At 70.7% G+C, this 14,135-nt stretch carries 13 protein-coding genes; 10 read left to right on the top strand and 3 right to left on the bottom strand.

Features of this window, described 5'->3' with window-relative positions; all coding sequences use genetic code 11:
* From ORI60_RS36840 to ORI60_RS36815, 6 genes are read left to right on the top strand one after another with little or no spacing between them, the layout of a single operon-like run.
* Positions 1–1,152 (top strand): 3-deoxy-7-phosphoheptulonate synthase, encoded by a 1,152-nt coding sequence (locus tag ORI60_RS36840; RefSeq protein ID WP_266042638.1) that lies wholly within the window; start codon positions 1–3, stop codon positions 1,150–1,152.
* A gap of 9 nt (positions 1,153–1,161) precedes the next feature.
* The gene (locus tag ORI60_RS36835) at positions 1,162–1,941 is read left to right on the top strand and encodes a 2,3-dihydro-2,3-dihydroxybenzoate dehydrogenase (protein ID WP_266042637.1); all 780 of its coding nucleotides are present in this window, start codon (positions 1,162–1,164) and stop codon (positions 1,939–1,941) included.
* Between the two features lie 20 nt (positions 1,942–1,961).
* Positions 1,962–2,615, top strand: a complete 654-nt coding sequence (locus ORI60_RS36830) for an isochorismatase family protein (protein WP_266042636.1) — start codon at positions 1,962–1,964, stop codon at positions 2,613–2,615.
* Entirely contained in the window at positions 2,612–4,453 is a 1,842-nt protein-coding gene (locus ORI60_RS36825) for a chorismate-binding protein (RefSeq protein ID WP_266042635.1), read from the top strand. The genes ORI60_RS36830 and ORI60_RS36825 overlap by 4 nt, the downstream gene beginning before the upstream one ends.
* An 11-nt stretch (positions 4,454–4,464) precedes the next feature.
* A complete protein-coding gene (locus ORI60_RS36820; RefSeq protein ID WP_266042634.1) occupies positions 4,465–5,679 on the top strand; it encodes a 3-hydroxybenzoate 6-monooxygenase in 1,215 nt (404 codons plus the stop codon).
* On the top strand, positions 5,676–6,785 hold the full coding sequence (locus ORI60_RS36815) for a DegT/DnrJ/EryC1/StrS family aminotransferase (protein ID WP_266042633.1): 1,110 nt from the start codon (positions 5,676–5,678) through the stop codon (positions 6,783–6,785). Before ORI60_RS36820 ends, ORI60_RS36815 begins: the two co-directional genes overlap by 4 nt.
* On the opposite strand, the gene soxR is transcribed toward ORI60_RS36815, so the two are convergent.
* Positions 6,782–7,222 carry a redox-sensitive transcriptional activator SoxR gene (soxR, locus tag ORI60_RS36810; RefSeq protein WP_266042632.1) on the bottom strand — a complete coding sequence of 147 codons (441 nt, stop codon included), beginning with the start codon at positions 7,220–7,222 and terminating at the stop codon, positions 6,782–6,784. The two genes, ORI60_RS36815 and soxR, sit on opposite strands and share 4 nt — an antisense overlap.
* A 124-nt stretch (positions 7,223–7,346) precedes the next feature.
* On the opposite strand from soxR, the gene ORI60_RS36805 reads away from it, so the two are divergent.
* Both ORI60_RS36805 and ORI60_RS36800 read left to right on the top strand, forming a co-directional pair.
* On the top strand, positions 7,347–7,868 hold the full coding sequence (locus tag ORI60_RS36805; protein WP_266042631.1) for a hypothetical protein: 522 nt from the start codon (positions 7,347–7,349) through the stop codon (positions 7,866–7,868).
* 38 nt (positions 7,869–7,906) lie between these two features.
* Complete coding sequence (locus ORI60_RS36800; protein ID WP_266042630.1) at positions 7,907–9,337, top strand: multicopper oxidase family protein; 1,431 nt, start codon at positions 7,907–7,909, stop codon at positions 9,335–9,337.
* 49 nt (positions 9,338–9,386) lie between these two features.
* Here the strand turns inward: ORI60_RS36800 and ORI60_RS36795 are convergent, their stop codons facing one another.
* Together ORI60_RS36795 and ORI60_RS36790 are read right to left on the bottom strand one after the other, a co-directional pair.
* Entirely contained in the window at positions 9,387–11,156 is a 1,770-nt protein-coding gene (locus ORI60_RS36795) for a sugar phosphate isomerase/epimerase and 4-hydroxyphenylpyruvate domain-containing protein (RefSeq protein WP_266042629.1), read from the bottom strand.
* Positions 11,146–11,994, bottom strand: coding sequence for a shikimate dehydrogenase (locus ORI60_RS36790; RefSeq protein WP_266042628.1), 849 nt, complete (start codon positions 11,992–11,994; stop codon positions 11,146–11,148). Before ORI60_RS36790 ends, ORI60_RS36795 begins: the two co-directional genes overlap by 11 nt.
* Positions 11,995–12,106: 112 nt before the next feature.
* Between ORI60_RS36790 and ORI60_RS36785 the strand changes: the two genes are divergently transcribed.
* Both ORI60_RS36785 and ORI60_RS36780 read left to right on the top strand, forming a co-directional pair.
* Complete coding sequence (locus tag ORI60_RS36785) at positions 12,107–12,751, top strand: TetR/AcrR family transcriptional regulator (protein WP_266042627.1); 645 nt, start codon at positions 12,107–12,109, stop codon at positions 12,749–12,751.
* A 75-nt stretch (positions 12,752–12,826) separates the two neighbouring features.
* Complete coding sequence (locus ORI60_RS36780; protein WP_266042626.1) at positions 12,827–14,128, top strand: MFS transporter; 1,302 nt, start codon at positions 12,827–12,829, stop codon at positions 14,126–14,128.
* The last annotated feature ends 7 nt before the right edge of the window (positions 14,129–14,135 follow it).

The following is a 14,135-nucleotide window of genomic DNA, read 5'->3' as shown; positions in this document are numbered from 1 at the left end:
GTGGAACGTCTGACGGCCACCCTGCCGACCGCCCACCAGCAGCCCGCCTGGGAGGACACCGCGCTCCTCGCCCAGGTGAGGGAGGAGCTCGCCGATCTGCCGGGCCTCGTCACGAGTGCCGAGGTGCGCAGGCTGCGCACCCTGCTCGCCGGCGTCGCCGCGGGCGAGTACCAGGTGCTCCAGGCGGGCGACTGCGCGGAGGACCCCACCGAGTGCACGCCGAGACACGTCGAACGCAAGACCGCGCTGCTCGACATCCTCGCCGACGTGCTGATGCTCAAGTCCGGCCGGCCGGTGCTGCGGGTCGGCCGGATCGCGGGCCAGTTCGGCAAACCCCGCTCGCAGCCGGTCGAGGTCGTCGGCGGCCGGCAGCTCCCGGTCTACCGCGGGCACATGGTCAACAGCCCCGACCCCGACCCGGAACTGCGCCGGCCCGACCCGAAGCGACTGCTGTCCGGGTACTGGGCGGCGAGCACGGCGATGGACGCGATCCGGGCCCGCGACGGCGGCGAACCGGCGGTCTGGACCAGCCACGAGGCACTCCTGCTCGACTACGAGGTGCCGATGCTGCGCGAGGACGCCGGCGGCGTGCTGTTGTCGTCGACGCACTGGCCGTGGATCGGCGAACGGACCCGGCAGCTCGACGGCGCCCACGTGACCGTGCTGTCCACGGTGGTCAACCCGGTGGCGTGCAAGGTCGGCCCCGGCATGACCACCGACGACCTGCTCGGCCTCTGCGCACGGCTGGACCCGAACCGGGAACCCGGCAGGCTCACGCTCATCGCCCGGATGGGTTCGGAGTCGGTCGCCTCCCGGCTTCCCGGTCTCGCCGGCGCGGTCCGCGCGGCCGGGCACCCGGTGATCTGGATGTGCGATCCGATGCACGGCAACACGGTCCAGCTCGCCGGCGGCCTCAAGACCCGGTACGTCTCCACGGTCATCGCCGAGGTGGAACGGTTCACCGCGGTCATGGCGCGGGAGGGCACCACCGCGGGCGGCCTGCACCTGGAGGCCACCCCCGACCACGTGACCGAGTGCGTCGCGGGCCCGGACCACGTGCACGAGGTGATCACCGGTCCTTACACGAGTTTGTGCGATCCACGTCTGAACGTGGCCCAGGCGGTCGAAGTCGTGTCCGCCTGGCCCGAATAGGAGCGGAACATGACCGAACTGGGTGGACGGACGGCCGTGGTCACCGGAGCCGCGGGCGGTATCGGAGTGGAGATCGCGCGCGCACTCGCCCTGCGTGGCCTCGCGGTCGCGGCCGTCGACAACGACGCCGACCAGCTGCGCGACTCCGTCGAGAAGCTCCGCGGCGAGGACCTGCGGGTGCACGGCTTCACCGCCGACGTGACCTCCGGCGCCGAGGTGGAGGCCGTCGTCGACCGGATCGAGCAGGAGCTCGGGCCGATCGACTACCTGGTCAACGCGGCCGGTGTGCTGCGCGTCGGCCAGGTGACCGAACTGTCCGAAGAGGACTGGACGCGCACGTTCCAGGTCAACACCAACGGCGTCTTCCTCACCTCCCGCGCGGTGGCCAGGCGGATGGTGCCGCGCCGCACGGGCGCGATCGTGACGGTCGCGTCGAACTCGGCGTCGACCGCGCGGGTCGGGATGGGCGCGTACGCCGCGTCCAAGGCGGCGTCGACGATGTTCACCAAGTGCCTCGGCCTGGAGGTCGCCCGGTACGGCATCCGCTGCAACCTGGTGGCTCCCGGCTCCACCGACACCCCGATGCTGCGCGCCCTGTGGAACGGCGGCGACGCGACCGCGACGTCCATCGAGGGCAAGCTCGACGCCTACCGCGTCGGGATCCCGCTGCGCAAGCTCGCGCGGCCGGCCGACGTGGCCAACGCCGTCCTGTTCCTTCTGTCGGACCAGGCCGCGCACGTGACCATGCACGATCTCACCGTCGACGGCGGCGCCACGCTCGGCGTCTGACCCCTGCGAGGTTCTTCCCCATGCCCATTCCCGCCATCGTCCCCTACCCGATGCCCGCCGCCGACTCGCTCCCGGCCAACACCGCGGACTGGCGGATCGACCCGGCCAGGGCGGTGCTGCTGGTCCACGACATGCAGCGCTACTTCCTGCGGTTCTTCCCCCAGGGCGAGACACCGCTGACCGACCTGGTCGCCAACACCGCTCGGATCCGGGAGAGCTGCGCCGCCCTCGGCGTCCCGGTGGCGTACACCGCCCAGCCCGGCGACATGACCGCGGAACAACGCGGTCTGCTGCGGGACTTCTGGGGCTCCGGGATGTCCGGGGACCCGGCACACCGGGACGTGGTGGCCGAGGTCGCGCCGCGGCCGCAGGACTGGGTCCTCACCAAGTGGCGCTACAGCGCGTTCTGCCGCACGGACCTGCTGGCGCGGATGCGGGAGGCTGGCCGTGACCAGCTCATCTGCTGCGGGGTGTACGCGCACGTCGGCCTGCTGATGACCACCGTGGACGCGATGTCCGAGGACGTGCAGGCGTTCCTGGTGGCCGACGCGATCGCGGACTTCTCCGAGGAGCACCACCGGATGGCGCTGTCGTACGCCGCCGAGCGCAGCGCCGTGGTGACCACGACCTCGGGCGTGCTCAGCACGCTGGACGCCGTGGAGGCGGTGGCATGACCGGGTTGCTCGACCTGGTCGCCGCCGCCGACCCGCCGCCGTTCGCCCTGCTGCACCGCCGCGGCACCGACCCGGACAGCCTCGACGTCATCGTCGGGAAAGTGTCCTCGGTGGACACCCTGGCGGACGTGCCGCTGACCGCCACCGGGCCGGGGCACGAGGTGCTGGTGCTCATGCCGTACCGGCAGATCGCGGAACGCGGCTACAGCTGTGTGGACGACGGCACCCCGTTGCTGGTGCTGGAGGTCACCGGGCAGGAGGTGCTGCCGCTGGCCGAGGCGCTGCCCCGGCTGCCGGACGTGCCGATCGCGATGACCGGCGGGGAGTTCGACGTCGACGACGACGGGTACGCCGAGATCGCCCGGCAGGTCGTCGGGCAGGAGATCGGCCACGGCGAGGGCTCGAACTTCGTCATCAAGCGCTCGTTCGTCGCGGACATCACCGGCTACTCGACGCACAGCGCGCTCACCCTGTTCCGCCGGCTGGCCCGGCTGGAGTCGGGCACCTACTGGACGTTCGTCGTCCACACCGGACAGCGCACGCTGGTCGGCGCCAGCCCGGAGCGGCACGTCAGCCTGACCGGCGGCACGGCGGTGATGAACCCGATCAGCGGGACGTACCGGTACCCGCCGACCGGGCCAACCCTGCCGGACGTGCTCGACTTCCTGGGCGACGCCAAGGAGACCGACGAGCTGTTCATGGTCGTCGACGAGGAGCTCAAGATGATGGGCCGGGTGTGCGCGACCGGCGGACGGGTCCACGGGCCGTACCTCAAGGAGATGACCCGGCTCGCGCACACCGAGTACCTCATCGAGGGCCGCACCTCGCTCGACGTGCGCGACGTCCTGCGCGAGACCATGTTCGCGCCGACGGTCACCGGCAGCCCGCTGGAGAACGCGTGCCGGATCATCAGCCGCTACGAACCCGACGGCCGCGGCTACTACAGCGGGGTGGCCGCGCTGATCGGCCGCGACGCCGCCGGTGAGCGGACGATGGACTCGGCGATCCTGATCAGGACCGCCGACATCGACCCGGCCGGCCGGATGCGGATCGGTGTCGGCTCGACCCTGGTCCGGCACTCCCGGCCGGAGTCGGAGGCGGCCGAGAGCAGGGCGAAGGCCGCCGGGCTGCTCGCCGCGTTCAGCTCGCCGGGCGCGGGGACGTTCGGCCGCGACCCGTCGGTGCTGCGGGCGCTGGGGCAGCGCAACGAAAGGGTCGCCGGCCACTGGCTGCGGCCGCAGGCCCACGACGTGCCGGAACTGGCAGGACGCACGGTGCTGGTCGTCGACGCCGAGGACACGTTCACGTCGATGCTCGGCCATCTGCTGCGATCGCTCGGGCTGACGGTCACCATCGCGCGGTTCGACGAGCCGTACGCGGTGGCGGAGCACGACCTGGTGGTGATGGGTCCAGGTCCGGGTGACCCGTACGACGACGATGACCCGCGCATCCAGGCGCTGACCGCGACCATCCGGCACCTGCTCGACGAGGACCGGCCGTTCCTCTCGGTGTGCCTGAGCCACCAGGTGCTCAGCCGGCTGCTCGGGTTCCCGCTGCACCGCAGGCCCGTGCCCAACCAGGGCGCCGGACGGGAGATCGACCTGTTCGGCCGGCGCGTGCGGGTCGGGTTCTACAACAGCTTCGCCGCGCTCTGCGACCAGGACAAGGTGGACTGCGACGGGCGCGTCGTCGAGGTCAGCAGGGACGAGCACACCGGCGAGGTGCACGCGCTGCGCGGCAACGGTTTCCGGTCGCTGCAGTTCCACGCCGAGTCCGTGCTGAGCAAGGACGGCCTGTCCATCATCCGTGAACTTCTGGTCGAGCTCGTCGGCCGCTGAGAGGAGAGCAGATGGCGAACATCCTCGTCGCCGGGGGCGGCATCGGCGGACTGGCCGCCGCGTTGAGCATCGCGCGGCACGGCCACCACGTGCTCGTCGCCGAACGCAACCGGGACTTCAGGGAGCTGGGCGCGGGCATCCAGCTGGCTCCCAACGCGTTCCACGCGCTGGACCTGCTCGGGGTGGGCGCGGACGTGCGGGCCACGGCCGTGTACATCGACGAGCTGCGCCTCATGGACGGCACCACCGGCGAGCGCATCACGAGCATGCCGCTGACCGGTGAGTACCGGCAGCGGTTCGGCAACCCGTACGCGGTCGTGCAACGCGGTGACCTGTACCAGCCGCTGCTGTCGGCGTGCCGGGACCACGACAACATCGAACTGCGCACCGACAGCCAGGTCACCGCCTACGAACAGGACTCCGGCGGCGTCACGGCCGTCCTCGCCTCCGGCTCGCGGCTCAGCGCGGATCTGCTGGTCGGCGCGGACGGCATCCGGTCCGCGGTCCGGCGGCAGCTGGTCGGCGACGGCGCGCCCCGCGTCTCCGGCCACACCATCTACCGGTGCGTCATCCCGATGTCCGAGGTGCCCCCGCAGCTGCGGTCGAACTCGGTCACGCTGTGGGCGGGACCGAAGTGGCACATGGTGCACTACCCGATCGGCAACGGCCGGTTCTTCAACATGGCGATCACCCGCGACGACGCCGCCACCGAGGTCGTCGTCGGTGAACCCGTCGAGACCCCGCACGTGCACGCCCGGTTCCCGGTGCTGAGCGAGCCCGCACGGCGCCTGCTCGAACTCGGAAAGGGCTGGCGCACCTGGGTTCTGTGCGACCGGGACCCCGTGGCCGACTGGACCGACGGCCGGGTCGTGCTGCTCGGCGACGCGGCCCACCCGATGCTCCAGTACGCGGCGCAGGGCGCGTGCCAGGCACTGGAGGACGCGGTCGTGCTCGGCGACCTGCTCGACCACGGCGCGGACGAGTTCGCCGCGTGCGCGTTGAAGTACAACGCGGTGCGCCGGGACCGGACCGCCCGCGCGCAGCACGTGTCCCGCGAGATGGGTTCGCGGCTGTTCCACCCGTCGGGCGTGGAAGCCAAGGCGCGCAACGACATGTTGTCGTCGTTGTCGGCAACCGACCTGCACGACGAGGTGTCCTGGCTGCACGGCGCCAGGGACTTCACCGACATCGATCAGCTGACTGGGAAAGGTGCGGCACTGCAATGACTACGCGCGTATGGGACTACCTGGCCGAATACGAGCAGGAGCGCGACGACGTCCTGGACGCCGTCGACACGGTGTTCCGGTCCGGCCTGCTCGTGCTCGGTGAGAGCGTGCGCGGGTTCGAGCGCGAGTACGCCGACTACCACGGTGTGCGGCACTGCGTCAGTTGCGACAACGGCACCAACGCCATCGTGCTCGCCCTGCGCGCACTGGGCGTCGGCCCCGGCGACGAGGTGATCACCGTGTCGAACACGGCGGCGCCGACCGTGATCGCGATCGACCAGGTCGGGGCCACGCCGGTGTTCGTGGACATCAGGCCGGACGACTACCTGATGGACACCAGCCAGGTCGAGGCCGCCATCACCCCGCACACGAAGTGCCTGCTGCCCGTGCACCTCTACGGCCAGTGCGTGGACATGGCACCGCTGGAAGCGTTGGCGGCCAAGCACGATCTCGCCCTGCTGGAGGACTGCGCTCAGTCACACGGCGCCCGCCACCACGGCCGGCTGGCCGGCACGATGGGCGACGCGGCGGCGTTCTCGTTCTACCCGACGAAGGTGCTGGGCGCGTACGGCGACGGCGGCGCGACGATCACCAACGACGACAAGGTCGACGCGAACCTGCGCCGGCTGCGCTACTACGGCATGGAGAAGCAGTACTACGTCACGTCGACACCGGGTCACAACTCGCGGCTGGACGAGGTGCACGCGGAGATCCTGCGGCGCAAGCTCACCAGGTTCGACTCGTACCTCGCGGCCCGCCGCCGGGTGGCGGACCGCTACGCGGAAGGCCTGGCGGACACGTCGCTGGTGCTGCCGTCGATCACGCCCGGCAACGACCACGTGTACTACCTCTACGTGGTCCGCCACCCGAAGCGGGACGAGATCATCGAGCGGCTGCAGTCGTACGACATCATGCTGAACGTCAGCTACCGCTGGCCGGTGCACACCATGAGCGGCTTCGCGCACCTCGGTTACGAGACCGGGTCGCTGCCGGTGACCGAACGGCTGGCCGACGAGATCTTCTCGCTGCCGATGTACGCGTCGCTGTCGGAGGACGTGCAGGACAAGGTGATCAGCGCGATCCGCGAGGTGCTGGCCACCCTCTAGCCGAGTCTTCTGGGGCCGGGGCCCTGCTCGCCCAGCACGTCGTCCGGGTTGGCGAGCAGGCACCGGTCGATCGACAGGCACCCGCAGCCGACGCATTCGGTGAACTCGTCGAGCAACTGCTGCAACCGGTGGATCCGCTCCTCCAGCTCCGACCGCCACTGCTCCGACATCCGCTGCCAGTCCACCCGGGACGGCACCCGGTCGTCGGGCAGCGTCGACAGCATCTCCCGGACGTCGGCGAGCGAGATCCCGACGCGCTGGGCGATGCGGATCAGCGCGACCCGGCGGAGCGTGTCGCGGGAGTAGCGGCGCTGGTTGCCGGCGGTCCGGCGGCTGGAGATCAGGTGCTGCCGCTCGTAGAAGCGCAATGCGGAAATGGGTACACCACTGCGATCGGACAGCTGCCCGACCGTGAGCTCCGCCGCGGGCCGTTCCATACCGCGATTATCGCAAATCCCAATGACACCGGCACCACCGCCGTCCCCCCGATGTCACCGCTAGAGATCCTCTAGATCCGGTGCATATGTTCGTCCGCAGGGACACTTCGTCTTGGGGGGAAAGATGTCGACCGAGGTCCTGACGCCTGGTGCTGCCACGCGCCCGGCGATCCGGTTGCGCGTGCCACTGGTGCTCGTGTTCGCGCTGGGCAGTGCCGCGCTCATGGCGTGGGTGCTGCGCGGGAAGGCTTTGTTCCTGCCGACGGACTCCATTCCGACCGCCACCCAGCTCGGGCTCAGCGGGCACTCGCACAGCAGCGCGTCCCGGCAGGTCGCGCCCATCACCGGCGACGCGATCGCGAACTACCCGGGCCTGGCCGTGCTGGGCATGCACCTGATGCTCGTGGCGGTCGCCCTGGTGGCGTACGCCGTGCGGCGGTTCCGCTGGCAGCCCGACGGAACGGCGGCGCGGCTGGGGTTCTCGTTCCTGGTGGCGGTCGCCACCGCGCCGGTGACCCTGCTGGTGGCGACGCTGGCACTCGGTCCGGCGATCTCCTTCGCCAACACGCTCGCCGCCGCCGTGGTCGTACTCCAGTACACCTTCGTCTTCGCGATCGTCGGCGTTCTGTTTTTCGGTGTTCCGTAAGAGGGTTTCCCGAGTTTTCCGGAAAGGTTCCCGAAAGAATGTTCAGCCGAAGAGACGCCCTGAAACTCAGTGCGGTCGCGGGGGTCGGCATGGTTCTGCCGGCGCAGCAGCTCGCGTCGGCGCTGTCGGACGACCCGCCCGTGGTCACACCGTTCTCGGTGCCGTTGCCGATTCCGCCCGTGCTCAGGCCCGTGACGTCCTCACGCAGCGCCGACCACTACGAAATGGTGGTCACCCCGGCGACGGCCCGGATCTTCCCCGGCCTCGACACGCGGGTGCTCACCTTCAACGGCAGCTTCCCCGGCCCGACCATCCGGTCCCGCCGCGGCCGCGCGGCCGTCGTCAAGGTCACCAACAAGATGTCCACGCCCGCCGCGGTGCACCTGCACGGCGCGAACGTGGCCCCCGAGAGCGACGGCCACCCGCTCGACACGATCGACCCCGGCGCGTCGCGCCTGTACCACTACCCGAACTCCCAGCCCGCGGCCACGCTCTGGTACCACGACCACGCCCACCACGTGGAGGCCGAGCAGGTCTACAGAGGACTGACGGGCGCGTACATCATCAGCGACGCGGAGACCGACGCGCTGCGGCTGCCCAGCGGGGAGTTCGACATCCCGCTGGTGATCAGGGACGCCCAGTTCGACGGCGACGGCCAGCTGGTCTGGAAGCTGGACGACTTCGCCAACCGCAAGACGGTGCTCGTCAACGGCGCGATCCAGCCGACGCACAAGGTCAAGCGGCGCAGGTACCGGCTGCGGTTGATCAACGCGGCCAACTCGCGGCCGTTGCGCCTGGCGCTGAACCCGGCCTCGGACGTCATCCAGATCGCCTCGGACGGCGGTCTGCTGGGACGCCCGGTCACCCGGCCCGAGGTGGAGCTGTGGCCCGCCGAGCGCGCCGAGATCGTCATCGACTTCAGCAAGTTCCCCTCGGGCACGAACGTGATCCTGGAGAACACGTTCAACGGCCCGGAGACGCCGGGACGGCAGCTGCTCCGGTTCGAGGTCACCGGCTCGGCGGTGGCGGACGACAGCCTGGTCCCGGCGAAGCTGCGCGACCTCGAGGACCTTGGTACGCCCACCGTGACGCGGCGGATCGTGCTCGCCAGGGACCCCACGAACACGTTCTACGCGATCGACGGCAAGGCCTACGACCCCAAGCGGATCGACCTGACCGTCAAGCGCGGCACGACGGAGCTCTGGGAGGTCGTCAACGACGACGGCCAGTACAACTTCCCGCACTCGATCCACCTGCACCTGGTGCAGTTCCGCGTGCTGGAGCGGGCGGGGCAGCCGGTCGGCGAGTGGGAGGCGTACCCGAAGGACACCGCCAGGGTGCCCGCCGGGCAGACCGTGAAGATCCTGGTCAAGTTCGACTCGGAGTTCACCGGCGTGTACCCGTTCCACTGCCACTTCTTCGACCACTCGTCGATGGCGATGATGGCCAACATGCAGGTGCTGCCCTAAAGCGCGGACAGGCGGGGCCGGGGCGAACCCGGTCCCGCCACCTCAGCCGTCAGCGCACCCCGTTGCGGACGGCGTGGTGGGCGGCCATGCGGACCGGTGCGTTCACCACACCGAACCCGCGGTAGTCACCGATGCGCTGCACCACCTCGAAGAACACCCTCGCCCCGGCCAGCTCGGTGTAGAAGTGCAGGTACTCGCCGCGCTCGTCGCTGTCGTAGAGCACCGACTGCTCGCGCAGCGCGCTGACGCGCCCGGCCGGCAGACCGGTGCGCGCCAGCAGGTCGTCGTAGTAGTTGCCGGGGATGTCCAGCAGCCGCGCGCCCAGCTGCCGCAGGGCCTTGGCGCACTCGACGGCGTCGACGCAGGTGAAGGCGATGTGCTGGGGTTCCTCGACGGCGGGCGCCCAGCCTCCTCGCCGCACCAGCGCGGCGTCCAGGGTGAGGCGGACACCTCCGCCGCTCACGCCGCGGCCGCGCACCAGGCCGAACGGCGCCGCGAACTCCGCCGTCGCACCCGGTTCCAGGCCCAGCACCGAGCGGTAGAAGAGGCCCGCCTCGTCGAAGTTGTCGAAGGGCTGGGTCAGCGCCACGTGGTCGATGCCGGTGATGCCCGCCCGCGGGGCCGACTCCCCGGTGGGCACGAAGTCGCCGAGCCAGTCGTCGTCGGCGCACAGGAAGATCTGCGTCCCGTCGGGCGCGGCGATCGCGGTCAGCGGCGCCTCGCCGGGGCCGGTCTGCCGTGACAGCGGCGGCGCGAGCATGACCTCCGCACGTCGCGCCGCGGCCGCCGGGTCCGTCACGGAGAGGCCGAGTGCCCCGATCGCGCCGGGCTCGCCCTCCGCGTTGACGAGCACGCGCGCGTCGCCCTGCGTCCACAGCTCCACCGGCTTCGAGCGGTGCACACCTTCGCGGGCGAAGCCCAGCAGCGCGAGGTCCGACTCCCCCACGACCTCGGCGAAGGCGTAACCGGCGGGGACGGGGGCGGCGGGAACGTCCAGCTGCCGCAGGGAGTCCTGGAGGCTCAGCAGCGACCGCCTGGCGTCGACCGCGGCGCGGTGCGGGTCGGACTGGCGGAAGACGTCGTTGAACACCTCCAGCGAGAGCGGTCCGCGGTACCCGGCGTCGAGGACGTTGCGGGTGAAGGTCGTCAGGTCGAAGTCGCCCTGTCCCGGGAAGAGGCGGTGGTGGCGGCTCCACTGGAGCACGTCCATCGGCAGCGTCGGCGCGTCGGCGAGCTGCAGGAAGAAGATCTTCTCGCCGGGGATCGCGCGGATCGCCCTGGGATCGTCCCCTTTGGACAGGATGTGGAAGCTGTCGAGGCAGACGCCGAGCGACGGGTGGGCGGCGCGGCGGACGATCCGCCACGCGTGCTCGTAGCCGTTGACGTACCTGCCCCAGGCGAGCGCCTCGTAGGCGATGCGCAGACCGCGTTCGGCCGCACGGGTCGCGAGCAGGTGCAGGTGCTCGGCCGCGAGGTCGTCGTCGTCGATGGCGTCGGGCGAGACCGACGAGCACACCAGCACGGTGTCCACGCCCAGCTCGGCCATGACGTCGAACTTGTGCCCGGCGCGGCGCAGGTTGGCCGCGAGCACGTCCGGCGGCACGGCCTCGAAGTCGCGGAAGGGCTGGTACAGGTCGATGCCCAGGCCGAGATCGGCGCAGCGTTCGCGGATCTGCGCGGGCGTGCGGCGGTCCGCGAGCAGGTCGTTCTCGAAGAGCTCGATGCCGTCGAAGCCCGCCTCGGCGGCCGCGGTCAGCTTGTCCTCCAGCGTGCCGGACAGGCACACGGTGGCGATGGCGGTGCGCGGGTCAGGACGCATGCGCCGGTTCTCCTTCCAGTTCCGCGAAGTGGGCGAGCATCCGGCCGGCGTCCGGCTCGGCGCCGGTGAACAGCCGCAACGACTCCGCGGCCTGGAGCACGACCATGCCGCCCCCGTGCAGCACCCGGCAGCCCCGTGCCCGTGCTGCGGCGAGGAGCCCGGTCTCCAGCGGCCGGTAGACGATGTCGGCGACCCAGAGTTCGCCGCGCAGCAACGACTCATCGATCGGCAGGCCCGGATGGGCGGCCATGCCGGTGGGGGTCGCGTGGACGAGGCCGTCCGCGGTGCGCACCGCCTCGGGACCGCAGACGGCGGCACGGCCGGCGCCGAACCTGCTTTCCAGCGCCGCCACCAGCCGCGCGCTCCGGTTCTCGTCGACGTCGTGGACGCCGAGGTGCCCGGTGCCGAGCGACAACAGCGCGTGGGCCACGGCGGCACCCGCCCCGCCCGCTCCGACCAGGACGACGTTCGCCATCGCGGCGCCCGGCAGGCCCAGCCTCAGGCTGCGGGCGAACCCCGTCGCGTCGGTGTTGTGGCCGATCGCCCTGCCCTGGTCGAAGACCACGGTGTTGACGGCGCCGAGGGCGGCCGCCTCGGGGACGATCTCGTCCAGGTGCGGCAGGACGGCCTGCTTCGCCGGATGGGTGATGTTGAGCCCGTCGAACCCCTCGGCCCTGGCCGCGGCCAGCACGTCGCCCACGGGTTGTCCGATGACGTCGAGGTCGAGGAGCCGGTACTCGTACCCCAGTCCGAGCTCGGCGGCCTCGCGCTCGTGCAGCGCCGGGCTCAGGGACGGGCCGATGCCGGAACCGATGAGCCCGATCAGGTAGTTGGCCACCCGGCCTCCCCGATTAATGTACGAACTAGTGAGTTCACGTTAGCGCACCGAGTCGCCGTCAGGAAGTGCTGGACTAGAGTTGGCTGGTCATCAGCAGATCGAAGGGGGCTCGGTGGCCGTACCGCCGTCATCCGACGCCGAGCGCCAGCGGGACAAGGACCGCACGCGCGCCGACATCCTGGAAGTGGCCACGCGCGAGTTCGCCGACAAGGGCTACACAGGGGCACGGGTCGACGAGATCGCCGAGCGCACCAGCACGACCAAGCGGATGATCTACTACTACTTCGGCGGCAAGGAACAGCTCTACATCGCCGTGCTGGAGCAGGCCTACCTGGCGATCCGGGCACTGGAGGCCGAGGTCGACGTCGAGCACCTGGAGCCGGAGGAGGGCATCCGCCGGCTCGCGGAGCTGACCTTCGACCACCACGAGGCGCATCCCGACTTCATCAGGCTCGTCAGCATCGAGAACATCCACCGCGCCGAGCACATCGCCCGGTCGGAAGTGCTGGCGGGCCTCGCGAACCCGGCGCTCGAAGGCCTGACGAAGCTCCTCGAACGGGGCCGCGCCGCGGGGCGGTTCCGCGCCGACGCCGACCCGCTCGACGTGCACATGGTGATCAGCTCGTTCTGCGTCTTCCGGCTCGCGAACCGGCACACGTTCGCCGCGATCTTCGGACGGGACATGCTCGACCCCGGCCGCCGCGAGCACCACCGACGCATGCTCGGTGACATGCTGATCAATTACTTGACCAGCTGAAATCTGACCCTTGACACGCGGGGGTGGCGTATCCGACCTTGTATTAACTAACTAGGCCGTACATAGGAGTACGCCGTGACCACATCGATGGCCCGCAAGACTGCGCTGGCAGCCTGGATCGGCAGCGCCCTCGAGTACTACGACTTCTTCATCTACGGCACCGCCGCCGCGCTGGTGTTCAACAAGGTCTTCTTCCCCGCCGCCGATCCGGCGACCGGCACCCTGCTCGCCCTCGCCACGTTCGGCGTCGGCTACGCCGCCCGGCCGCTCGGCGCGTTCGTGCTCGGGCACGTCGGCGATCGCTTCGGCCGCAAGAAGGTCCTCGTCTTCACGCTGCTGCTGATGGGCGTGGCGACCTTCGCCGTCGGCTGCCTGCCCACCTACGACACCGCCGGCGTCATCGCGCCGATCATGCTCGTCGTCCTCCGCCTGCTGCAGGGACTCTCGGCCTCGGGCGAGCAGGCGGGCGCGAACTCGATGTCGCTGGAACACGCACCGGAGAACCGCCGGGCGTACTTCACCAGCTTCACCCTGAGCGGCACGCAGGCGGGGCAGATCCTCGCCACGGCGATCTTCCTGCCCGTGGCCGCGCTCCCCCAGGAGGACCTGCTGTCGTGGGGCTGGCGGGTGCCGTTCTGGTGCAGCGCCGTCGTCGTGGTGGTCGGCCTCGTGATCCGGCGCAAGATCGACGAGACCGCGGAGTTCAAGCGCACCAAGCCGGCCAAGCTGCCCGTCGCGACGCTGTTCCGGACGCACTGGGCCGACGTCCTGCGCGTCGTCGTCGCGGCCACCATCGCCTCGGTCAGCACGATCTTCACCGTCTACGCCCTGAGCTACGCGGTGAACACGATCGGCCTGGCGCGCACGCCGATGCTCTGGGTCGGCGTCCTCGCCAACGTCGTCGCCCTGGCCGCGATCCCGTTGCTGGCGGGGCTTTCCGACCGGGTCGGCCGCAAACCGGTGTTCCTCGCCGGCTGCGGCGCGTGCGCCGTGCTGATCTTCCCCTACCTGTGGTCGATCTCCATCGGCGCGTACGGACTGGTGTTCGCGCTCGGCATCCTGCTGTTCGGCGTGGCCTACTCCGCGATCAACGGCATCTGGCCGTCGCTGTACGGCGAGATGTTCAGCACCGAGGTCAGGCTGTCCGGCATGGCGATCGGCACGCAGATCGGGTTCGCCGTCGCCGGGTTCGCCCCCAGCGTGGTGGCGGCGATCGGCTCCGGCCGTGACGACTGGATCGGCGTCGCGATCTTCACGGCCGCGGTGTGCGCGGTCAGCGCCACCGCGATCGCGACGGGACGCGAGACCTTCCGGCGTCCGACGGCGGAGCTCGGGCGCCTGCCGCAGGAGCCCGCGGTCGAGACCGCCAAGGCCTGACGCGTTC

Origin of the sequence: Lentzea sp. NEAU-D7 (genome assembly GCF_026242055.1) — a bacterium.
Taxonomy (GTDB): Bacteria; Actinomycetota; Actinomycetes; order Mycobacteriales; family Pseudonocardiaceae; genus Lentzea.
Note: the sequence above shows the minus strand (reverse complement) of the source record. Positions and strands in the feature narration are given on the sequence as shown.